Annotated in this window: 20 protein-coding genes; 6 read left to right on the top strand and 14 right to left on the bottom strand. The window is 61.9% G+C overall.

Features of this window, described 5'->3' with window-relative positions; all coding sequences use genetic code 11:
• The first annotated feature begins 488 nt into the window (after positions 1 to 488).
• Together AC1DS6_RS34550 and AC1DS6_RS34545 are read left to right on the top strand one after the other, a co-directional pair.
• Positions 489 to 1,409: an ATP-dependent Clp protease proteolytic subunit gene (locus AC1DS6_RS34550; protein WP_477104137.1), complete on the top strand. Its 921-nt coding sequence runs from the start codon at positions 489 to 491 to the stop codon at positions 1,407 to 1,409.
• A gap of 235 nt (positions 1,410 to 1,644) precedes the next feature.
• Positions 1,645 to 2,142 (top strand): VOC family protein, encoded by a 498-nt coding sequence (locus AC1DS6_RS34545; RefSeq protein WP_045240303.1) that lies wholly within the window; start codon positions 1,645 to 1,647, stop codon positions 2,140 to 2,142.
• Between the two features lie 197 nt (positions 2,143 to 2,339).
• Here AC1DS6_RS34545 and AC1DS6_RS34540 read toward each other — a convergent pair whose 3' ends face one another.
• The 8 genes from AC1DS6_RS34540 to AC1DS6_RS34505 all read right to left on the bottom strand — a co-directional run bounded on the left by AC1DS6_RS34540 (position 2,340) and on the right by AC1DS6_RS34505 (position 11,318).
• Positions 2,340 to 5,564, bottom strand: a complete 3,225-nt coding sequence (locus tag AC1DS6_RS34540) for a pilus assembly protein (RefSeq protein WP_441630500.1) — start codon at positions 5,562 to 5,564, stop codon at positions 2,340 to 2,342.
• 56 nt (positions 5,565 to 5,620) lie between these two features.
• Complete coding sequence (locus tag AC1DS6_RS34535; protein WP_477104136.1) at positions 5,621 to 6,166, bottom strand: pilus assembly PilX family protein; 546 nt, start codon at positions 6,164 to 6,166, stop codon at positions 5,621 to 5,623.
• A gap of 3 nt (positions 6,167 to 6,169) precedes the next feature.
• Positions 6,170 to 7,201: a PilW family protein gene (locus AC1DS6_RS34530; protein WP_441630496.1), complete on the bottom strand. Its 1,032-nt coding sequence runs from the start codon at positions 7,199 to 7,201 to the stop codon at positions 6,170 to 6,172.
• A complete protein-coding gene (pilV, locus tag AC1DS6_RS34525; protein WP_441630494.1) occupies positions 7,198 to 7,794 on the bottom strand; it encodes a type IV pilus modification protein PilV in 597 nt (198 codons plus the stop codon). Before pilV ends, AC1DS6_RS34530 begins: the two co-directional genes overlap by 4 nt.
• A complete protein-coding gene (locus tag AC1DS6_RS34520; protein WP_441630492.1) occupies positions 7,785 to 8,273 on the bottom strand; it encodes a GspH/FimT family pseudopilin in 489 nt (162 codons plus the stop codon). Before AC1DS6_RS34520 ends, pilV begins: the two co-directional genes overlap by 10 nt.
• Before the next feature lie 3 nt (positions 8,274 to 8,276).
• Complete coding sequence (locus tag AC1DS6_RS34515) at positions 8,277 to 8,726, bottom strand: type IV pilin protein (RefSeq protein WP_441630568.1); 450 nt, start codon at positions 8,724 to 8,726, stop codon at positions 8,277 to 8,279.
• 379 nt (positions 8,727 to 9,105) lie between these two features.
• Entirely contained in the window at positions 9,106 to 10,098 is a 993-nt protein-coding gene (locus tag AC1DS6_RS34510; RefSeq protein WP_441630490.1) for a tripartite tricarboxylate transporter substrate-binding protein, read from the bottom strand.
• Positions 10,099 to 10,151: 53 nt separating this feature from the next.
• Positions 10,152 to 11,318 carry a mandelate racemase/muconate lactonizing enzyme family protein gene (locus tag AC1DS6_RS34505; protein WP_477104135.1) on the bottom strand — a complete coding sequence of 389 codons (1,167 nt, stop codon included), beginning with the start codon at positions 11,316 to 11,318 and terminating at the stop codon, positions 10,152 to 10,154.
• A 114-nt stretch (positions 11,319 to 11,432) separates the two neighbouring features.
• Here AC1DS6_RS34505 and AC1DS6_RS34500 point away from each other — a divergent pair, with 114 nt between their 5' ends.
• Positions 11,433 to 12,347: a LysR family transcriptional regulator gene (locus tag AC1DS6_RS34500; protein ID WP_477104134.1), complete on the top strand. Its 915-nt coding sequence runs from the start codon at positions 11,433 to 11,435 to the stop codon at positions 12,345 to 12,347.
• A gap of 149 nt (positions 12,348 to 12,496) precedes the next feature.
• On the opposite strand, the gene AC1DS6_RS34495 is transcribed toward AC1DS6_RS34500, so the two are convergent.
• The 4 genes from AC1DS6_RS34495 to nthA form a co-directional block, all read right to left on the bottom strand.
• Positions 12,497 to 13,291 (bottom strand): alpha/beta fold hydrolase, encoded by a 795-nt coding sequence (locus AC1DS6_RS34495; RefSeq protein ID WP_441630484.1) that lies wholly within the window; start codon positions 13,289 to 13,291, stop codon positions 12,497 to 12,499.
• A gap of 152 nt (positions 13,292 to 13,443) precedes the next feature.
• The gene (locus tag AC1DS6_RS34490) at positions 13,444 to 13,842 is read right to left on the bottom strand and encodes a nitrile hydratase accessory protein (protein ID WP_441630482.1); all 399 of its coding nucleotides are present in this window, start codon (positions 13,840 to 13,842) and stop codon (positions 13,444 to 13,446) included.
• Between the two features lies 1 nt (position 13,843).
• Positions 13,844 to 14,500: a nitrile hydratase subunit beta gene (nthB, locus tag AC1DS6_RS34485; protein ID WP_477104133.1), complete on the bottom strand. Its 657-nt coding sequence runs from the start codon at positions 14,498 to 14,500 to the stop codon at positions 13,844 to 13,846.
• Positions 14,497 to 15,114, bottom strand: coding sequence for a nitrile hydratase subunit alpha (gene nthA / locus AC1DS6_RS34480; RefSeq protein WP_477104132.1), 618 nt, complete (start codon positions 15,112 to 15,114; stop codon positions 14,497 to 14,499). Before nthA ends, nthB begins: the two co-directional genes overlap by 4 nt.
• A gap of 285 nt (positions 15,115 to 15,399) precedes the next feature.
• Between nthA and AC1DS6_RS34475 the strand changes: the two genes are divergently transcribed.
• Both AC1DS6_RS34475 and AC1DS6_RS34470 read left to right on the top strand, forming a co-directional pair.
• Positions 15,400 to 16,761 (top strand): DUF1214 domain-containing protein, encoded by a 1,362-nt coding sequence (locus AC1DS6_RS34475; protein WP_477104131.1) that lies wholly within the window; start codon positions 15,400 to 15,402, stop codon positions 16,759 to 16,761.
• A 103-nt stretch (positions 16,762 to 16,864) separates the two neighbouring features.
• Positions 16,865 to 18,340: a DUF1254 domain-containing protein gene (locus AC1DS6_RS34470; RefSeq protein WP_477104130.1), complete on the top strand. Its 1,476-nt coding sequence runs from the start codon at positions 16,865 to 16,867 to the stop codon at positions 18,338 to 18,340.
• A gap of 117 nt (positions 18,341 to 18,457) precedes the next feature.
• Here AC1DS6_RS34470 and AC1DS6_RS34465 read toward each other — a convergent pair whose 3' ends face one another.
• Together AC1DS6_RS34465 and AC1DS6_RS34460 are read right to left on the bottom strand one after the other, a co-directional pair.
• Complete coding sequence (locus tag AC1DS6_RS34465) at positions 18,458 to 20,176, bottom strand: cobaltochelatase CobT-related protein (RefSeq protein WP_477104129.1); 1,719 nt, start codon at positions 20,174 to 20,176, stop codon at positions 18,458 to 18,460.
• The gene (locus AC1DS6_RS34460) at positions 20,176 to 21,165 is read right to left on the bottom strand and encodes an AAA family ATPase (RefSeq protein WP_477104128.1); all 990 of its coding nucleotides are present in this window, start codon (positions 21,163 to 21,165) and stop codon (positions 20,176 to 20,178) included. Before AC1DS6_RS34460 ends, AC1DS6_RS34465 begins: the two co-directional genes overlap by 1 nt.
• Positions 21,166 to 21,419: 254 nt before the next feature.
• Between AC1DS6_RS34460 and AC1DS6_RS34455 the strand changes: the two genes are divergently transcribed.
• Positions 21,420 to 21,733, top strand: a 314-nt coding sequence (locus tag AC1DS6_RS34455) for a thiamine pyrophosphate-binding protein (protein ID WP_477104127.1), incomplete at its 3' end; no start/stop codon positions are given.

Genomic DNA, 21,733 nt, shown 5'->3' with positions numbered 1-21,733 from the left:
TTGCCGGCTCAGTTACGCACACGCACGTGCGGCACGACTGGCTGCGTTTGAGGACGGCGCGCTGCGACCGGCGTTGGCCGAAGACAGTCGTGCTATCCGCTGCCTGTCAACAGCCTCCCCTCGGCCTGATCAGCCATCCAATGCGCTGGCACGCCGCCGCCCGCCGGTCATTTGCCTCGTCTGCGGCGGCACCGCTCGACCTAGGCGTCGCCATTAGTCTCGAAAAACCAGCTTCATTTACCCAGTCCTCGATCTCCGAGGGTGCGCCAGATCGAACGATCGGTGGCCTCCGCCGCCGCCGTCTTGTCATGGTGCATCTCCATCACCGAAGCCCTCGCGCCTGGCCGTCCAGCGCCTGATATCGTCGTCCATCAACATGCGCATATGCAGTTCCTTTCAAGGGTACCCCCCAAGCACATTTTCACTGGGTCATTACACCGTTCATCACAGATTCGAGGCTATGCTTTTCACATTCCGAGGAGGAGCGTATGCGCAGCAATAAGCACCCAGAAGCCAAGAACGTGGCGGCGCAAAGTTTGATCCAACGGTTGCTTTCCGGGCTTTGTTTCGCTGTGCTTATGTTTCCCGGTGTGGCGCCAGGAATGGAATTCAGGATCTACTACCAACCACAGATTAAGATGAAAATGGTTATCGGGGAGGGGAGGATTCAGGAAGGCGATGCAAAGAAATTCCTGGCGTCCGCAAAAATGGCTGACCGTGATGAAGAAGGACTCGTTACCCTTGTTTTAAACAGTCCGGGAGGAAATGTTGAGGCCGCTTTCCGAGTCGTCGATGCCATGGATAGAGTACGCGTCTATACAACAGTTCCAAATAATGCCAGGTGCGCGTCCGCTTGCGCTTCGGTCTTGTTCGCTTCAGGGGAACGCCGAAGTGTTGTTGGTACGGGGCTGCTCGGTTTTCACAGTTGCTACAGGCGCGATGGGCGAACTTACACCGGGGACTCGCTTTGCAACGAAATAATCGCGGCAAACGCAATGCAAAGGGGCGTCAGCCACGCAGGCATCAATCGTTTCGTTAAGCAATATGGTGCGCGAGACATGGCGTGGGTCGGGCGCGACGTCGCTTGCAAGTCGCTGCAAGGGCTATGCAAGCCTGGGCAACTGGAAACTAAATACGAGACGAACGATGCGTTGATGCGTAGTTTTGATTGCAGCAAGCTCATATCTGTTCAAGCGCAGCTTATTTGCGGGGATGCGGAACTTACCCGCATCGATAAAACACTGGCAGAAATCTATGATCAAAAGATAAAAACATCGGTTAACAAGGCGCGGTTACGAGCGGATCAACGAGCATGGCTTCGCAATTCTCGCAACGCGTGTGGCGATAAAATTTGTCTACTACGAAGTTATCATCTCCGCATCGATGAACTAAAGCGGGTGCGGTCGTAATGACGTGTTGATTGACGTTGGCCACGCTCAATCGCCAAAGCGTGAGCGTCACCCGGCGCCGCAGCAAAACCGTATTCCTCGGGCGCGCGCGACACGAAGTGATTCTGACTGCCCGCCGCGCCTTCGCACGACGGGAGTTCACACATGGAGGTCCGCTATCTGCGCGTTGTCGTCGTCTTCCAATGTTATCTTGACGGTGGCGAATGTCGGTGCTCAACGCCTCAGGAGACACGAAATGACAAGCAAGAACACGATCTGTTTGTGGTACGAAGGCGGCGCCGTTGACGCCGCGAACTTCTATGCCGAAACATTCCCCGACAGCTCTGTCGGCGCCGTCCTCCGCGCACCAGGCGACTATCCCGACGGCAGGCAGGGCGATGTCCTGACGGTTGAGTTCACCGTCGTTGGCATTCCCTGCCTCGGGCTGAACGGCGGCCCGCATTTCAAGCACAACGAGGCCTTCTCTTTTCAGATCGCGACGGACGACCAGGCCGAAACCGACCGTTTGTGGAACGCGATCGTCGGCAATGGCGGCCAGGAAAGCGCATGCGGCTGGTGCAAGGACCGATGGGGATTGTCATGGCAGATCACCCCGCGCGCCCTCATCGCGGCGATATCCGACCCCGATCGCGCGGCGGCCAAGCGCGCATTCGACGCGATGATGACCATGAAAAAGATCGACATCGCCGCGATAGAGGCGGCACGGCTGGGCCGAAACCTATCCTCAAGTTGATGGATCGGGTCCCGGACGTTCTCTCCTGATCCGATCCGAGGGGATGGCTGACCGAACGGTTCGGGTTGGGAGTGGACGTTCGTCGTTGCCCCGCGAGCGTCCGCAAATCAATGCCATTTCCGCCGTTCGTCGCTGGCGAGGCGGATGGGCTTGCGCCGTTTGCCTCGCCGCTTGCAACCAATGCTTGATGCAGGGTTCTAGTGCTTATCGCTCTCCGGAAACCAGTAGATGCGTTTGCGCTTGCCCACGCCCGCGATCTTGATCTTCTGAGCACCCAGTGCCGAGGTAGCGTCGCCTCCTCCGGCACCGGTCTGGTTGCCACCACCGAGCAAAACCGGCACAACGGTAGCGGTCGCGCCGCTGCCAATCGATACCATGCCGAATACCGGCGAAGGCGGAAAGCCGCCGCCATCCAGGATGATCGAACGTTGCGGGTTTTGGCCTGATGCCGTAAGGAAGCTGAAGGAATAACTCCGGGCGATGCCAAGATTGGGGTAGCACATGCCCGCCTGGGGCACTGCCGGCGTATTTGTGCCGATGATGGTATTTCCGGCGACGGTGAGCGGCGCATTCACTGCTTTCTCGCCGGGATTGGTGAGCGTAATGTAGAAGCCCGAACCAGTGCCGTCGTACTTGGCCGTGGTGCTGGTGTTGTTGACGAGAAGCGCCTCTGTGATGGGTGTCCAGGTGGCCGGCATGCCGAGTATGTTGGTGTCCTTCAACATGTAGAGGCGATTGACCACGTTGTAAGCGGTCCCCTGCGTGGTCGAGGCCGAGTACAGAGGATGCTCGCGGTCACCCGTACCGGCCGTAATGGCATCGAAGGTAGCAGTGGAAATGACGTCGGGTGCATAGAAGAACTTGCGCGCGTCATTTGTATTAGCTCCGCCGCCGAGTGCGGCGAGCTTGTTTAGCGTCCAGTTGGCAGGCGCATTGCCCGCGGTGGTTTCAAAGTCGGCTCTCCAGAGATTGCCGCCGACGTCGCCAACGTACAGGCGTTCGATATAACCGTCGCCATTGCGGTCAAGCCCCGTGACATCCGACGGGATGGCCCGGGTCAGGCCGGCAACCGCCAGGCATGTGCCGCTCATACCGCTACAGTTGGGCAGAGCGCTCCACACAACGGCGCCGCTGACGGCATCGAATGCCACGATGCCGCGCCCCATGCTATCGACTCCCGGCGACGGATCGCTGTCTTCGGCCGAGTCATAGCCCGCGCCCATCACCACCAACGGGTTGGCGTAGCCGCGCACGCGCATGACGCGCGGCTGGGACCAGGTCTGGCCGAGCTCAGGGATATCAGCATTGGAGCGTTTCCACAGGAAGCGTGGATTGACGGGATCCGTCACATCGATTGCATAGATCAGCCGCCCGCCGCGGCGTGCCGTCAGGTAGATGACCACGCGAGGATTCGCCGCGTCGCGCAAGTCCTGCATCACGGTGGTACTTCCGTCGAAGAAGTAATCCCGCGGCGCCGGAGTGGGAGTGATACCGCCAGGCGTGGTCGAGAGCTTCACCTCCGGGGAGTTGGTGTAGAGGCGGCTGAGCTTGCCAAGGAACTCCGGTGCGATGAAGCCCCATAGCTCGCCGCCCGGCCTCACACTGCCGATGCCCTGCGTCTGGTTGCCGTTGATCGCGTGGTACACGCCATCGTTGGTGCCATAGAACACCACGACTCCCTTGCTGCCGCCATAGTTGACGACAGCCGGCCGGGAATGCAGTACGTCTGCGTGGATCGAACTGCGCACGGTCACCGGCGTACCGGGACCTGGCTCCGCTTCGGTGCCGGCCAGGCTGCTGGTATCCGAAGCGGCGACGTCCTGGCCGCGTACCCAGGCGATAAGCTTGGGCAATTCGGCTGCGGTGATGGTGGCCGCGCCGCTGGTCCCCGAGTTGATGACGGCAAGGCCGCCGGTCGAACTCGTGTCCTTCAGCCATGTGTTGGAACTATCGAATGACGGCATCGCCGCGCTAGTTGGGCAACTACCCGCACCGTTGCAGGTTATCAGTTGCCGGCCGGTCTGGCTGGTCAGCAACTGTGCGCGCAGCATCTCGCCCGCACCACCCTTTTCCACAACCTCCCCGTCAGGGGAATCAAGGCCCCACCCGACACTCGACGGGCTGTTCTTCCAGTATCCCGTGGCCGGCCAACTACTGACCGCGCTGGCCCCATAGCCGGTCGCGCCGAAGGAAAGCGGCGGCTCCGTCGTCCAGAAACTGACAGCGTTCGGAGAGATAAAGCCCGTCGCCGCGTTGCTGATGGCAGCGTTGCCCTTGGCATCCTGCAGCACGATGTTGCCGCTGGCGTCATAGCCGATCTGATACTGCTTGAGATTGCCTTGCCACCGCGGTGCCGCGGTGGCATCCGGGCGGAACATACCCACATAGACCTGGTTGAGGAACTGACCCTGGGCATTGACGGAGGCCGGAAGGCTGACCGAGGCAAAGACGCTGTTGATGGCCTGCACCTCGTTGAAGATTTGCAGCAAGGCCGACGTCAGCCCATTGACGTCACCGAGCTGTACCACATATGTCTTGCCGCCGCCATTGGTCGCCATGCTGCTCGCGAACTGGACATAGTCAGGATTTTTGCTATCGGTCACCGCGATCGTGTAGGTCACGATGTTCTGACGGTTGGCCATGTTGCCCTGGACGTCGGTCTGGTACATGAAGCGAGCCCATTCGTCGCCCCAGTTGCTCTGGTATTTGTTGTCGGGTGCGGGAATGACAATCTGCTGTTGCTGAGTTGCAGTCGCGCCTGCGGCGGCCAGGGCATTGATGACATTCTGGCCTGTGTCTTGCGGCTTGCCGTTGTTCACGGCGTTGGCGATATAGATGACAAAATTGCGCTGACAGGGGTTGTCGATCGGTGAGGTGTACTTGGTGCCGGACAAGCCAGTCTGGCCGGCATAGTAGGCCCACGATTCCTGCATACCGCCACCGACCTGCGAGTTGTTCGAGTTGTCGGCCTGACGGTCGATTGTTTTCACATAGCTAAGGAAGCTGTCGACCCCGCTGTTGTCCATCAGCGGCAACTTGTAGGGCGCCGCCGACGGGAACTTGAACCGGCCGCCGACGTTGTCCCCGGCGCCGAACATCATCACGCCGAGATTGAGGTTGCCCAGCAGTGTGGGGCTGGTCTTGATCGACGACACCGCGTTGTAGAGCGCGCACTGCTCGGCGCCAACGTCCTTGCCTGCGTTATTGCTGGAGACGACCCCCGATGTGGAGCAGGTGAAGCTGGCCGACGCATCCCAGGTCGATGCATTGTCGAACAGGATCAGCACATTGGGCTTGCCGGACTGGGGCTGCAAGCCAGTGTACAGATCGATGTCCTCCGCCATTGCCGGATGCAAGGCGGAAAGCGCGAGTAACGTGGCGATGGCAATGCGCGAGGCAGCGCGTTCAGCGAATTGACGCATTGTGAGTCCTGAGGTGCGGAGGTGAGGCAATCGGAAACTGAATCGTGACCGCAAACTTACGGGCATGCCGTGCCGACCGGCACGCGTACTGAGATACCCTGGTGCAAGGTGGTGTTGGTGGCTGTGGCGGCGCTATCGCTGACGCTGGCCTTTACGTCCCATTGCGTGGCGTTGCACAGTGAATTCCCGCCGCCGCCTCCGGATGCCGTCAATATCCCGGTGTCCTGGTTACCATTGCCAACGAAACAGGAGACGTCGTCGGTATTGGACGTATCGAGGTCCGTATTCCTTACCGGCTTGCTGGTCTGGCACACCGGCGCCGCGACCTGCACCGTATAGTCAGCGCTACCGTCGCCGTTCACATCGACCGGGACGCTAGCCGCGGCTGCCGCCGGGTTGGCGGTGAAGTCCTTGCTAATGACTTGCTCGATGCCTTGCTGCGCGGCATTCTGCGCCTCCACCCCGTGCTGCTGATTAGCGGCGACCTTCACATTGACGACACTGGAGCCGACCAGCGATATCGTCATCAGCAGGAAGATCACCAGGAAAATTAGCGTAACGATCAGGGTGGCGCCGGACTGCCGGCGCTGTGCGATTAGCATGACTTACTCCCGGCGGCCCGCCACATTGGCCAGCCTTGCCACGCGGGCGTAGACATGACGTTTGTAGCCGTCGTTGAACGGGCCACTGACAGTGGCCCGTCCGAGATCATAGGTGCGGCTGTCTGTCCAGCCAAGCGAGGTCCGCTGCGTGCGGGCAAGGACGCTAATGCTGACAGACGTGACGTTCTGCCAGTTGGTGAGGGCAGTCGTCCAGTCGTATGCGGGTACCGAGGTGCAAATGGCGCTGTTGTTCACACCGGGGTCGCTGACATAGCAGTCTGCGGAGCCGTTGTTGTCGAGATCCACACCGTAGGACAAGTGCATATCCTGAATGCCTTGCGCCACCGAGTTGACCTGGAAGGCACCGCCGGACAACTCCGCCATCTTCAGCGTCGGCACGCCGTCGCCAGCGCCGGAACACACATCGCAAGCTGCAAGATAAAAAATGCGGACTACAGCCGGGCGCAACTCCGCGGTAACGGCCGGGTCGCATGCCTTGGTGCGCATGGTGAAGGCCGGAGCGCTGGCGCCAAACACGAACGATGTGGCGTCGGTGGAACAGTACGATACCTGCATATAGGACTGCCCGACGGTCGCCGCCGCCACCGGCGTCGTCGACACACGCCTTATCACAAGTATTTCCGATGCCGGAGCCAGGTTCGGCAGGCATGGCGCCACCGTACCAGGAGCGTAGCCCTGAAGGCCGAGAGGCATCGTCGCCGGTGAGTTGACGAAACCCAGTGCGCCCGGTGATGTAGCGCACAGGGCGGGGCTTGCCACGGTTGCGCCGCTGGCTACGCTGGCGGCACCGAAAAAGCCGGCAAGCTCGATTTCACGACCTACCGTGTCCACCACATAGCGCCCGTTTTCCACCTGCTCCGCACTATTGGAAAACTCAGAGCGCGACCGCGTGGTGGAAAAATACAAACTCCCCAGGGCAGTCAAGAGCAGTAGCCCAAGCGTCATCCCGACCATCAATTCGATCAGGGACATGCCGCCCTGCCGGTGGCGCTTCGCATTGCGCTGCCGATTCACGAGAGAACTCCAATGCGTACCTGAATGCTTACCGCGCGGCGATAGCTGTCATTGCCGAATTGTCCGTTGCCGCATGGCAGCGCCGGCGCGGTCGTCTTTGCGAGGCCCTGCCAGGCTACCGTGATGCGGTAGATCTGGTTTGTAGCATCGAGGGCTTCGATACAACCGAGCGCACCAATCATGGCGCCTACCGTCTTTCCGCCATTGTTCTCCGCGCTGCCAAGCAATGCTGCCCCCCAGGCTGCCAGGTCGGCATTCGTGATGGATTGCTGCGCGGCGGTACCGACGGTGCAAGCTGGAGCGGGAACGGTAGTGCTGCCCGCCGTGGTAATGGTGGCGCCACTGGCATAGCAGGCCGCGGCCTGACGGTTAGCGTTGAGCCGGGCGGCCATGTCCTGCAGCAATGTCAGCGCCTGCACACGCTGATAGGCTTCCATTTCCGATTGGCCGGAGCGGGCAATCAGACCTGCGGTGCCCAGCAGCGCCACCAGCAGGATCACGACCGATATCAGGACCTCGATCAGCGTGGCGCCACGCTGCGAGGACCGGCGCAAGCGATTGCGCGCATGGGGGGAGCGCGAGTTCACGTACATGCTCCGGATACCAGTGCAACGCGGCCGGTTCCGCTCACCTGTACGCAGATCGTCGAGCTCGCCTGAGGTGATACCGACGGCGCCACCTGGAACGTCAGGCTGCCGGCAGTAGGCCTGCCGTCGTTACCGACCGCCAGGGAGTTACCCGCGCTGGCAGTGATCGAAATACCGTCATATGGACCAAAACTGCGCACCTTTTCGGTCCCGGCGGTTACGGCCCACCCCCCGGCCCAAGCGCCGGAGGCGGCCATGGTGACACTGCTGTTGCGCTTGACGGCCTCGCTACGCGTCAATGTCAGCGCGGCGGAAAGATCCAGCGAGGCGTTGCGTGCGCGTTGTGTCGCGATCAGGCTTGAGAACGACGGGGCCGCAGCAAACGCGATGATGGAAAGCACTGTCAGCGTTACCAGCAATTCTATTAGCGTGAATCCGCGTTCCGCTGCGGCGCCGGATATATTCGATGCATGAGTATTTCGCATGGGCTACTTCCAGCAAGTCGAACCCGTACCGGAGACGCTCTTGTCCCCGGTACTCGACAGCGTCAACGTTCCACATGCCGCGTCGTTCGTGGCCTGGGTACCCTGCGGCGTCGCCGTCAGGACATATCCAAGTGGCGGACCTGCGACCGCAGTGACGGTAATCTGGTAATTGGGGGAAACTGTGCCGGGAGGACTCGCATAGCCGAGTGCGGCCAGGGTGGTGGCATAGACCCGGTTGTCCACCAGGAAGCGCTCCTGCATGCTGGCGACTTCCAGCAGGAACGACTCCGCCGCTGCGCGATTGGAGCGCACTACGAATTGGATATAGGAGGGATAGGCAATGGCCGCGAGGATGCCGATGATTGCCACGGCGATCATTAACTCGATGAGCGTAAAGCCGCCCCCGAGCCGAGCGTGTCGACCCCAGCCACCGCACCGCGTGGCTACCCCCAACTCCCGAAATAGCCAATGTTTTCGGCTATATCGCACCGCCGGGCTTCTGTGGCCCATGCTCGCGCTCCTTTTCTTTTTTTTCCCGGATGACCCAGTTCCGGAAACACTACGCGGCGAGTGTAGTCGCGAATCCACTCACGGTCAAAGGGCCCTCGCTTGATTGGTTCAGCGAGCGTTGCACAGGATCCACTCTGCAGGGCGCCGCTTGCCCTTGCGTACCCTAAATCACCTTGCATCTTTGGCGACTTTCGAGGGACGAAAAGCATCATGCGCCTAACGAAGCACAATTTATGAGTCACGGGATTTTTACTGCACCGGATCGATTGCGATATTGTTACCCGCCGCCACCTTAAGAAGGCTGTACGAAATGGAGGTTTTCTCACTCCGGCTGAATGCCCGCATCCTTGATGATCTTCGACCAGCGATTGGCCTCGCTGTCAAAGAACTTCTTGTGCCCGGACGGGGATAGCCGCGCGTCGCTGATCACTGTGATGCCTAGCCCCTCCTCCCGCTTGATGAGGGCCGGATCCTTCAGCGCAGTGCGCAGAGCTGCGTTAATTTTGTTCAGCACCGCGGGCGGCGTTCCGTGTGGAGCATAGAGGCCGTGCCACACCGTGAAATTGAAACCCGGCAAGCCACTTTCGCTGAGTGTCGGGATGCTTGCCAAGGCAGGTACCGTGGAGCGCTGCAGACTACTTACGCCGTAAGCCTTGACTTTCTTTGCCTCGATCTGCGGCGTGCTGTTGGTCGCTTGCTCGCACATCAGGTCGACCTGTCCGCCCATCAGATCGGACATAGCCGGCGCGGTGCCCTTATATGGCACAAATGTCATGTTGCTCTTCAGGGCATTCTGCAGCATAAGGCCACACAAATGCGATGCCGATCCAACGCCGGCATTGGCGAGGTTGAGCTTGCCCCCACTGTCCGCAATGGTTTTGCGAAGCTCGGCAAGTGTGTTCGGGGCCAGACCAGGTTTGCCGATGAGCGTTGAGGGCGCTTCGTTGATCAGGCCCAGGAACTCCAGATCCCCCGTCTTGTAGCCCAGTTTCTTGTACAAGGACGGCGCGGTCGCCAGCCCGATGTGGTGCACCAGAAGGGTGTAACCGTCGGGGTTGGCGCGCGCCACGCGTGCGGTGCCTATGGTTCCGCCCGCGCCCGCTGTGTTCTCCACCAACACCGGTTGGCCCAATGACTTGCGCAAGGCTTCCGCGACATCGCGCGCAATCTTGTCGCTGGGACCACCGGCTACGAATGGTACGACTAGTGTGACGGGCTTCTCCGGATACTCCGCGAGCGCGGACGTAGGGGCGGCAATAGCGCCGCAGACTAGTATCAATACTGCACTGCGGGCAACCGCGCGCTGTTTTAGCATCTTTGTCTCCTCTTGTATGGCCGTATGGCCGTATGGCCGTTGCAACTACGCGTTCAAGACGACAGTTCCTGCATGACGCTATAGAGGTCGCACTTGCCTTCGAAGCCGATACCAGGCAGATCGGGCATCGTGACGTAACCCTTGTCAACCTTGACCCCATCGGGGAAACCACCGAAAGGCTGGAACAGATCCGGGTAGCTCTCGTTGCCGCCCAGGCCAAGGCCGGCGGCAATATTCAGCGACATCTGGTGACCGCCATGCGGAATGCAACGGCTCGCCGACCAGCCGTGTTCCTTGAGCATGTCGAGGGTCCGCAGGTATTCGACCAAGCCGTAGCTCAGCGCGCAGTCGAACTGCAACCAGTCGCGGTCGGGGCGCATGCCGCCATAGCGAATCAGGTTGCGGGCATCCTGCATCGAGAACAGGTCCTCGCCGGTGGCCATCGGATTGGTGTAGTAATTGCGCAGCGTCGCCTGCAACTCGAAATCCAGAGGGTCGCCCGGTTCCTCGTACCAGAACAGGTCGTACTGTGACAGCGCCTTGGCATATTGAACCGCAGTGTCCAGGTCGAAGCGGCCGTTGGCATCCACCGCGAGCTTTTGACCATCCTGAAGCACGCTCAGGATCGAGTCGATTCGCCGCAGGTCCTCGTCAAGCGTCGCGCCGCCAATCTTCTTCTTGACCACGGTATAGCCGCGGTCGATGTAGCTGCGCATTTCGTCCTTGAGCTTGTTGTGGTCCTGGCCGGGGTAGTAGTAGCCGCCCGCGGCGTAGACGAACACCTTGCGATCGGGCGTACCGTTGCCATAGCGGTCGGCCAGCAATTGAAACAAGGGCTTGCCCTCGATCTTGGCTACCGCGTCCCAGACGGCCATGTCGATGGTGCCGATGGCGACCGAGCGTTCGCCGTGCCCGCCCGGCTTCTCATTGGTGAACATGGTGTCCCAGATTTTGTGCGGATCGAAGTTGTTGCCGCTTGCGTCAAGCAGGGATTCGGTTGCCGCCTCCAGCACGCGCGGGATGAAGCGCTCGCGCATCAGCTTCCCCTGGCCATAGCGGCCATTGGAGTTGAAGCCGTAGCCCACCACCGGCTTGCCGTCGCGGATGACGTCAGTGATGACGGCGACCAGACTGAGGGTCATCTTGCTGAAGTCGATGTAAGCGTTACGAATCGGCGAGCTGATCGGCAACGTTTTTTCGCGAATATCGACGATTTTCATGATGTGTCTCCTAAGGCACCCGGTTCGGCGGATGCATAAGCTATGTGAGCCACTAGCATAGGTGCGGGAAGGTGTCTTAAAATTCACCACAAGTCATTTGATTATTCACTTTGAGTGAAGACCAATCTCGCTTCCGAACTGGAGTTCTTCGTGCTTATCGCCCGCCATGGCAATCTTTCGGCTGCCGCGCGGGCGCTTGACCTGACGCCGCCGGCGGCCACCAAGCGGCTTGCCCAGATGGAAGACCGGCTGGGTGTACGGCTAGTCAACCGCACAACCCGCAGCATCAGCCTGACAAATGAAGGCGAGACCTACCTCCTCCATGCGACGCGGATACTTGCCCAGGTCCGAGAGATGGAAGATGACGTGTCGAGCAGCAGTGCCGTGCCGCGCGGGATACTTCGCGTGAATGCAACCCTTGGTTTCGGCCGCACGACCATTGCACCGCTCGTCTCCGAGTTCGCCAGGCGTTATCCCCTTGTCACAGTGCAACTGGACGTCACCGACAGGCCAATCGACCTCGTCGAGAGTAGCTTCGATCTGGCCATTCGTTTCGGCTCGCTGCCTGACAAACGGCTCAACGCGCGACGCATCATGTCGAACCGACGGTTTCTGTGCGCCTCACCGGTCTATCTCGAGAGATATGGCACCCCGGCTAGCCTTGCCGATCTCGCCGACCATCGCTGCATCATCCATCGGCAGAACGATGATGCATACGGTATCTGGCGGTTTACGCACCGTGAGCAAACCGAGATCGTCAAAGTTGATGGGGTGCTGTCGAGCAACGATGGCGATATCGTCCTCGGCTGGGCACTTGATGGCCACGGCATCCTTATCCGTTCGGAGTGGGATCTGGCGAAGTATCTCGAGAGTGGCAGGCTGAGGGTTGTGCTGCCGGACTTTGTCCTCCCGTCGGCGGACCTGTTTGTCTACTACTCGAATCGGCGCAATCAAACGGCGCGTGCCAGAGCGTTCATTGATTTTTTGGTCGATCAATTCCACGAGTCAAAAACTCCAGCTGCGGCATAGCCCAGATGTTTTCTGACTTCGGCGCCAGGATCCCGCAGCGTTTTGCGTAGCATGGGAAATGCACAGCGAATGCCTGCGGCCGGACTACGGCCAGCTCGCACCGGCACTCTAGCGGGAGGCGCCCGCCTTCCGTCAGAGTGCCGAGCTGATCATCGTTCGTGCCTGGCGATGAAGGCCTCAACAGTGTCGTGCAGTAGTTCGGGCTTCTCCAGGAAGATGAAATGACCACCGTCCAGGATGGCAAACTCGGCTCCCGGAATCCGCTCTGCAAGCTCCGCGGAGAAGTACGGCGGGGCGCAGAAGTCGCGCTCGCCCACCAGCACCAGCGTCGGCGTCGCGATCGACGGAAGATCATCGAAGGCGTCGTGCCCCACGATCATGTCGATCCGGGCAAAGCTGATCTCCCGCTCGAATGTGCCGGCCGCTGTAGCGTTCACCCACGCCTGCACCTGCTCCGGGTGCTCGCGCATGAATTTCGGATCGAAGAGGAATAGTGCGTTGGCCTCGGTGGACGCGCGCAGGCCGGAATCGGTCAACATGCGTCGCCGCATGTCGAACTGGCGACGGTAGAACGCGTCCGCGCGTGCAATCGAAGAGACAATTGTCGCGCTGCGTAATAGTTCGCGGTGATGGATCGACAGCAATTGCGCGATGGCGCCGCCGGTCGAGGAGCCGAGCGCGTGGACCGGCCCGCACCCGACCGCCTCGATGACCCGCGCCATGTCCAGCGCGTGTTGTGTCATCGTCATGGCGCGTGCGGTGTGCTCGGACGCGCCGGTGCCGCGGTGATCGGGTACGATCACTTGGTGGTGCTCGGCGAACAGATCGATCTGTGGGCCCCAAGATGCGCCCACTCCCGCAAGCCCCGCCAGAAGAAGCACGGGCGAACCTTGGCCCTTGACCGCGTAGTGGATCGAAACACCGTCGGACGTTACGTTTGGCACTTTGCTTCTCCGGTTCAGAGGGACGCGAACGAGAAGTCGAACGCGTCGAAGATCGCGCCGTTGAGATTAATGTTGGCGCCGCCATGCGTACCGGACGGTAGATCGACAAGACGGTTCCACTGCCGGAGAGCCGGCGCGCAATGGACATCGACTCACAAATCCCCGTTTTCCGGGAAATCGCCAAGCGAGAGTTCAACAGGCTTGCCGTGAGGCGTGCGACGCGCCGCGTAGTGCCACGCTTTGCGATAGCGCGCCTGCGTCTCCAGGCTCGCGACGCCTTTGCTTGCCACCAGGCGCTCGAGCGTGGCGAGCCAGTGCAGGTAGTAGGTCTCGCCCGTATCCGGATCGCCGGCAAGCTGTGCGCGCCTGATCTCTTCTGCCAGCGCTGCAGCCCATTCACGCCAGGTGTAGAGGCCCCGCTGGTGCAAGACCAATGCCAGAGAAAAAACCTGCGCCTCCCACGGTTCGCGGAACACCGGGCCTTCGTTGTCACGGGGAACGCCCGGTAGGGCCTCGGCGGCATCACGCACTGCGACTGGATCGACCTTCATTTCATGCTGGTTCGAGGTAGGGCTCGAATGCCTCGATCGAGACGGTGAGCGTGGCGTCGGTCTCCGCTCCCCAGAGCTCGCGGCCTTCGAAGACGACGGTGTAGAGCCACTGCGGGTCTTCTCCCGCACCGGCCACGACGGAGTCCGGAAAAACGTGGCAACCCCGGATTGCCTCGATCGTTCCTTCACGGCCGCGCGCGTACCGCGGCAAGCGCGTGTGCGTGGGCGGGTTGATGTTCTTCGTGCGCACTCGCTCGCCCGGTTTGAACCTGGCCGGCCGCTTGGGCGGGCGACAGAAGGTGCCTCGGGTGAATGCGTGCCCGATGTCGTTCGTCGTCATGACCCGTTCGAGGGGCTTGCCCGGATGCATGGCATGCCCTGCGGCGATTTCATCGGCGCCGATCAGTCCTCGCTCGACCGCATTGCGCTCGATTCCCAATGCCCATCTTTCGTAGTAGGACACAGACAGGTAGACCGCGGCAGGCAGCCGCTCCTGCGCGTCGCGAGACATGTCGATGTTCCAGGCGCGCGTGAAACGCATGGCCCGCTGCATGGCCAGCACCCGCTCCTCCCACTGTGCGTGGAACGGAGGTTCGTCAGCCTCGGGATGCACTTTGCCGGAGCCGTGCATGCCGCCCATGTCGTGAACGCCGTTCATGGCGATATCTCCTCGGGGCGCAGGGGCAGGCCGGTGCCTATCATGCAGTCACGAGTGATGAGCCGCATCAGGCGTTCCTCGGGCCAGCCTTCGGTGCCGGCGGGGCGCGGTGGTACCACGAGGAAGCGGGTCTCCGCGGTCGAGTCCCAGACACGGATCTGCGTGGCTTCCGGCAGTATGACACCGAAGTCAGCCAGCACGCCGCGCGGATCTGACACAGCACGCGAGCGATAGGCGGCCGACTTGTACCAGACCGGAGGCAGCCCGAGCACGTCCCATGGGTAGCACGAGCACAGCGTGCAGACGACCATGTTGTGATGCCCGGCCGTGTTCTCCACCGCGATCAGATGGTCGCCCACTTGGCTGACGACGCCGAGCGCGGTGATCGCTCTTGTCGCATCCGCCAGCAGCACGGCCTTGAACTCTGGATCGAGCCAGGCCCGGGCGACCCCTCGAGCTCCGATGTGAGGGCCAATCTTGGTCTGGTATCGCTCGACAATAAGGTCGAGGACAGCAGGGTCGACGTAGCCCTTCTCGGTCAGAATCGTCTCGAGCGCGCGCACCCGCAGTTGGATCGGCGACAGCTCGGAGTGGTCATGCGCGTCGGCGCTCATGGATGTACCCACATCAGGCTAACTGATTTTTGTAGTGTAGACCCGCTGGTTCGGGATCGTGAAACTTGAACTTCCATCTTCGGCTACAGGAAGCTGGAAATATCACGAGCGCGCGCAAGCGTGCGGTGGATGGGGTGACCGACCCGCAAACGAAAAGACTTAAATCGCCCGCAAAAATTCTTGGTTCTCCCCGCCTCCGTCCTCGGCCATAGTGGGAGGCCCGCGTCTTCGCTGCGGATACGCCACAAAACAACCCAAAAGAACCGGAACGAAAGAACAAACACCATGCGCGCTCCCAATTGGATTTTTACCTCAATCGCAGCAGGCTTCATAAGCCTGGGCATGACGGCCTGCAGTTCGCCTGGCAAGAGCGCTACCGCGAACAGCGCGACGGCGAGCGTATCGGCCCCCTCCGATGACCAGATCGTTGCGGCATGGACCTACTTGTACGGGCGCTATCTGGTGCTGCAGCAGGAGAACTACGATATCAACGTCGAGAAGGTTGGCTACAACAAGATCAAGTACAACCCCCTCGGCTCCGCCGAATTTGTGAATCCAAACATGGATGTAGCCTATCTGGAGGCCTGGCTCGCCGCGGACAAGGATCATGCCGTCATCCTGAACGTGCCACAGGTCAAGGGGCGCTATTACACGGCCCAATTACTCGACGGATGGGGCGAAGTCATTGCCAATATCAACGAGCGGACGTATCCGAATCACCCGTATGGCAAGTTCGCACTGGTGATCAAGGGGACCAATCCCCCGGTGCCGGCAGGGGCGGTCAGGATCGAATTGCCGTCGGCCAAGGCAAAGATGCTGGCGCGCGTGGAGCTCAAGGGTACGCCTGCGACCGCCAGGCGGCTGCAGAACCAGTTCACGCTGGACGTTCCCGCTGGCATCAGTATCGATCCGCCGCACCCGGTGCCGGCCTTTACCCCGGCCGCCCCGATTGGCGCGGCGATCTTCGACAACGTAGCTGAAGTACTGGCCACCTATCCCGATGTCATGCCGAAGGCGCCCGAGTATCAGGCCCTGGCCCTCAATGTGGCCAGCTATATGACGGGAAATGGCACCGCGCGCAAACGGGTGGACGAAGTCGTCAAGACCAGGGCGATCCCGGCATTCCTGGCGGGCGCCAAGGGATTCGGCACCCAGAAAGGCGGATGGTCGGTGACGTACGTGGCCGGGACGTTCGGCAATGACATCATGGCGCGCGACATCATCAACTATGGTGGACTGTGGGCCAATGCAATCAGCGAGGCCATCTATTTTATCGGTCAGACCGACAGCGACAAGCAACCGCTCGACGGCAGCAAGACCTACGAAATCCGGTTCCCGAAAGGCGAAAAGCCGGATACGCACGTCAATGGCTTCTGGTCCGTGACGCTGTACAGCGTGCCGGATTATCGCGTAGCGCCCAATCCGATCAATCGCTATAACCTGAACAACGTGTCTCATCTGAAAGCCAATGCGGATGGAAGTACCAGCATCTGGCTGGCACCGGCGCGGCCCGCCAACGTGCCGCAAAGCAACTGGCTGCCCACGCCGCAGGGCAAGGGCTTCTCGCTGAACTTCCGCACCTATGTCCCAAAGGAGGACGTTCAGCGAGGCGAGTGGTTCCCTGCCCCAATCCGGCTGGTGCGATAACTGTCGACGGTTGCGGGAGGGGCGTGCGTGCTGCTGGCCTGCACGGGCTCGGCACCGCGCTGTCCTCCGGCCTGGCAACCTGATTCCCTTGAGGTCACATCAAATGAATAGCCTGTTGCGCACAAAATTGTCCTCTTCACTCCTCTCGATGGTGCTGGCGTTGGTGGCCGCGGACGCGGTCCACGCCGAGGCGCAGCCGACGCAAGGCGCTTCGGCCGAGGTGGCCGGGCCGGTACCGGGCACGAAGATGACCGATGCCTATCTGCAGATGGCCGCCAGGAATATTTATTTCTGGGCGTGGCCGATGACCAATATCTACAACCGCCGCCTGGCATTCAAGGACCTCCCCGAACCCGGGTTGATGGGCGGTACCGTGCCGATCGCGCCATCCAACCGCTTGTCGATGCTGACGGACTACATCGCGCCCGACGAGCGCCTGGTGGCCTGCCCCAACCAGGACGTGGTCTATGGCTTCAGCGTGCTGGCACTCGACCAGAGCCCCGTTGTCGTGCAGGTGCCGGACTTCGGCAAGCGGTTCTGGGTCTACCAGGTAGTGGACCTGCGCACCGACAGCTTCGCCGAGTTCGGCAAGATGTACGGTACCAAGCCGGGCTTCTACCTGCTGGTCGGGCCCGACTGGAAAGGCACGGTGCCGAAGGGGATTACCAAGGTGTTCCGCGCCAGGAGCAATACCGGGGTGTTTATCCCACGCGTGTTTCAGGACGATGCCGCCGCCGACAAGCAGGCGGTGCAGGCCTCCCTTGCCGGCGTGAATCTCTATCCGCTTGCCGAGTACACCGGCAAGATGCAGGTCCGGGACTGGGCGACGCTGCCGAAATTCCCCAGCCAGAGCACGGGCGACGCGGAAACCAAATGGGTGGTGCCGGAAAAGTTCTGGGACACGCTGCCGGTGGTGTTGAAGGACGCGCGGCCGCTCCCGGGCGAACAAGCCCGATACGCCGAAGCCCTCGCGCTCGCGGAAGCCGCGGCCAAGGATCCCCATATCAAGGACGTGCTGATCAAGGCATCCGCACAGGCGGACAGCGAGATCGTGGACCCGCTCTTCCAGTTCCGCAACTACGGCCTGCAATTGCCCGATCACTGGAGCACCATCAGCAATGGCGCGAGCTTCGGCACCGACTATTTCAGCCGCACCGCGGCGGCCAAGTCCAATATCTTCGTCAATAAGCAGAACGAGACCAAGTACTTCTATCAGGATCTCGATGCCGCCGGTGGTCGCCTGAACGGTGCCAACAAGTACACCGTTACCTTCGCCAAAGGCGCCGAGCCGCCGGTAAAGGGCTTCTGGTCGCTCACCCTCTACAATCAGCATCATTTCTTCTCCGAAAATGCACTGAAGCGCTACTCGATCGGTACGAAGAACAAGAACCTGAAGTACAACGCCGACGGCTCTCTGACGCTCTATGTCCAGGCTGATTCGCCAGGCGCCGACAAGGAGAGCAACTGGTTGCCAGCACCGAAAAGCGAGGATTTTTCGTTGTATGTGCGAGCCTATTGGCCGGAGGCGGCCGCGCTGACCGGCAAATGGACGCCACCGCCGGCTGTGAAGTCGAATTAAGGGGACCCTCCCGCCAGCGTACAGAGCCGGGTTTGGCTATCGATGCAAGCCCGGACGTTACCTGAGCTACATATGCAATGAATGCAATGAATGGTCCGGCGGCGGTGAGAGGGATGCTCACCGCCTCCCCCCGATCCACCGCACAATCTCCGCGAACACCGGCATATCCGGCGGCACCGACAAGTCCAGCGCCAGGCAGCGCCGGTAGTAAGGACTCAGGTCCAGCCCCACCCCAAGCCCCAGTACCTCCACATCCCGCAGCGTCTCATGCCGCGCCACCACTTCCTTCAGGTGGTTGTCCAGGTAAAAGGCATCGTTGGCCTGCCCCGTTGCCGTGTCCATCGGGCTGCCGTCGGATATCACGATCAGTATCCGCCGGGACTCCGCCCGGGCGAGCAGCCGCGCGCAGGCCCAGTCGACGGCCTCGCCGTCCACGCCTTCGCGGAACAGATCGGCCTTGAGCGGCGCGGCGATATCGGTGCGTGCGCGCCGCCAGTTTGTGGCGGCATCCTTGAACACCATATGGCAGGTTTCGTTCAGCCGGCCCGGATGCGCTGGCCGGCCTCGGGCCAGCCAGTCGAGCCGGGCGCGGCCGCCGTTCCACGCCCCGGTGGTGAAGCCCAGCACCTCGCTGGCGACGCCGGCCTGGTCGAGCGCGCGCGCGAGGATGTCGACCATCGTCGCGACCCGTTCGATGTGCGCTTTCATCGAGCCCGAGCAATCGATCAGGAAGCTCACCGCGCAGTCCGCCTGCAGCTTGTGCCGCTCCTGCCGGAACAGCCGGCGCTCGGCCGGCGAACTGACCAGTTGCGCGAGCCGGCGGCCGTCGATGCGGCCTTCCTCTTCGCCGAAGGACCAGCCGTCGCGCTGCGGCACGGCAAGCGATGCCGCCAGCGCGCGCGCCAGCCGCGCCACGTTGATGCCCTGTTCGGCGATGCGCCGGTCGAGGCGTTCGCGGTACTCGGCCAGCAGCGCCTTGCGGACCAGCGATCCCGGCGATATCTCGCGGTCATAACGCGTGGTGTAGGCGCGGTAGCCCTGCTCCGAACCATGCAGCACACGGCTGTTGCCGGTGGCCGCGACCGCCATTGCCTCGTACTCGTCGTCCTCGAAACCGAGCGCCAGCGAGAACGCCACGCGGGCGGCTTCCTCGTCCTCCTGATCGCCGGCATCGTCCTGTGCCCGGCCAGCGCGCTCCGCCTGCAGCATCTCGCCAACCAGCCTCGCCATCTCCAGCGCGTGCACGGCGAACGCGCCCTGCTCCGCGCGATGCCGGCGCAAGCCGGCAAGCGACACGCCCAGCACCGGCACGATAGGCGCGCGCGTGGCTTCGATCAGGTCCTCGGTGTCTTCCAGCACGGGCCAGCCGGACAGGCGCGACCACGCGATCTGCGCCACCGTGTACAGCAGGATGCCCAGATGGCTTTCGGCCAGGCCCGCGCGGTAGAAAGCGCGGGACCAGTCCTCGAAACGGTGGCGCAGGTTCTGCGCCAGGCCGGGCATGCCGGCGGGCAGCAGCGATTCGCAGCGCAACTGTTCCAGCAGCTCGAACACCAGCCGCTCGATGGGATCGGCGGGACATGAATGCCGGTGCAGATCGGCATCGGAGTGCGCGATGCGCAAGGCCGCGCCGTCCGCCGCGCCGCGCTGGGAGATGAAATCGTCCTCCGCCCGGGTGCGCAGATGCGGCGCATGCAGCGGCAGCGGCCGCAGGTGGCGGCACAGGCGGCCGTCGCGATAGTGCAGCGCGGCATCGCCGGTGAGGGCGCGCACGGCCGCCGCGCATAGCGCCTCGCGCTGCTGGCTGCGGCGGGCAGCCTGCCGGTCCGTGATCATCAGCGCGGCTCCGGCGCGCCGTCGGGCGCCGCCTCCAGCTCCCGGCCAAAGCAGCGCTGGAAGTACTCGGCCACGATGGGGCGCTCGGCGTCATCGCATTTGTTCAGGAAACTCAGCCGGAAGGCCAGCGCCGGGTCGCGGAAGATCTGGCAGTTCTCCGCCCAGCTGATCACCGTGCGCGGCGACATCAGCGTGGACAGGTCGCCGGTGGCAAAGCCCTTGCGCGTGAGTTCGGCCACGCTGACCATCGATTCGATCAGCGCGCGCCCGGCATCGCCGGCCAGTTCCGGCACGCGGGCGAGCACGATGCCGGCCTCCTCCGCGCGCGGCAGGTAGTTGAGCGTTGCCACCACGTTCCAGCGGTCCATCTGCGCGTGGTTCAGCATCTGGGTGCCGTGATACAGGCCGTTCAGGTTGCCCAGTCCCACGGTGTTGGTGGTGGCGAACAGGCGGAAGGCGGGATGGGGGTGGATCACGCGGTTCTGGTCCAGCAGTGTGAACTTGCCGTCGCGCTCCAGCATGCGCTGGATCACGAACATCACATCCGGGCGCCCCGCATCGTATTCGTCAAAGATCAGCGCCACCGGACGCTGCAGCGCCCAAGGCACGATACCTTCCTGGAATTCCGTGACCTGGCGGCCGTCGCGCACCACGATGGCGTCCTTGCCGACCAGGTCGAGCCGGCTGATATGGCCGTCGAGATTCACCCGCACGCACGGCCAGTTGAGCCGGGCCGCCACCTGTTCGATATGGGTCGACTTGCCGGTGCCGTGCATGCCCTGCACCATCACGCGGCGGTCGCGGGTGAATCCCGCCAGGACCGCCAGCGTCACTTCCGGGTTGAAGCGGTAGGCCTGGTCGATTTCCGGGACGTGATCGTCGCGCTCGCTGAAGGCCGGCACCATCAGGCCGGAAGCGATGCCAAACAGGCTGCGCACCGAGACCATCCTGTCCGGCTTGCCCACTGCTAAATCCGTCGCGCTATCCATCAGTCCATCCGTCACTGGGTCTGTCGCGAAATCCGTCACATCTGTCTCCTCTGCGCCATGTCACGGCAGTGGCGCGCATGCGCACGCGCGGTGCTGCCTTTGAGTCATCATAGAGCAGTTTCAATTTTAGGTACAAATCATCCCGTTTATTGTAACTACCTATTGACCTTCGACGAACCGCACCCTACATTTCAGCCAACAAGAACTTTTCGGGACAAATAGTCCCGTTTTGATACATAGACTGGAGACACACCATGAGCGAACACCTCCCTGAAGTCCTCAACGCGAGCGCTGCGCCCGCCACCGCCGGCCCGCAGGCCATGACCCCCTCGGAAGCCTTCGTCGAGACCCTCGCCGCCAACGGCGTGACCGACATGTTCGGCATCATGGGGTCGGCCTTCATGGACGCCATGGACATTTTCGCCCCCGCCGGCATCCGCCTGATCCCCGTCGTGCACGAGCAGGGCGCCGGCCACATGGCCGACGGCTATGCCCGCGTCTCCGGCCGCCACGGCGTCGTCATCGGCCAGAACGGCCCCGGCATCAGCAACTGCGTCACCGCCATCGC

It is taken from the genome of Cupriavidus sp. 05L310, from assembly GCF_056398185.1.
The sequence above is the reverse complement of the archived record's forward strand: the minus strand, read 5'-3'. Positions and strand labels throughout refer to the sequence as shown.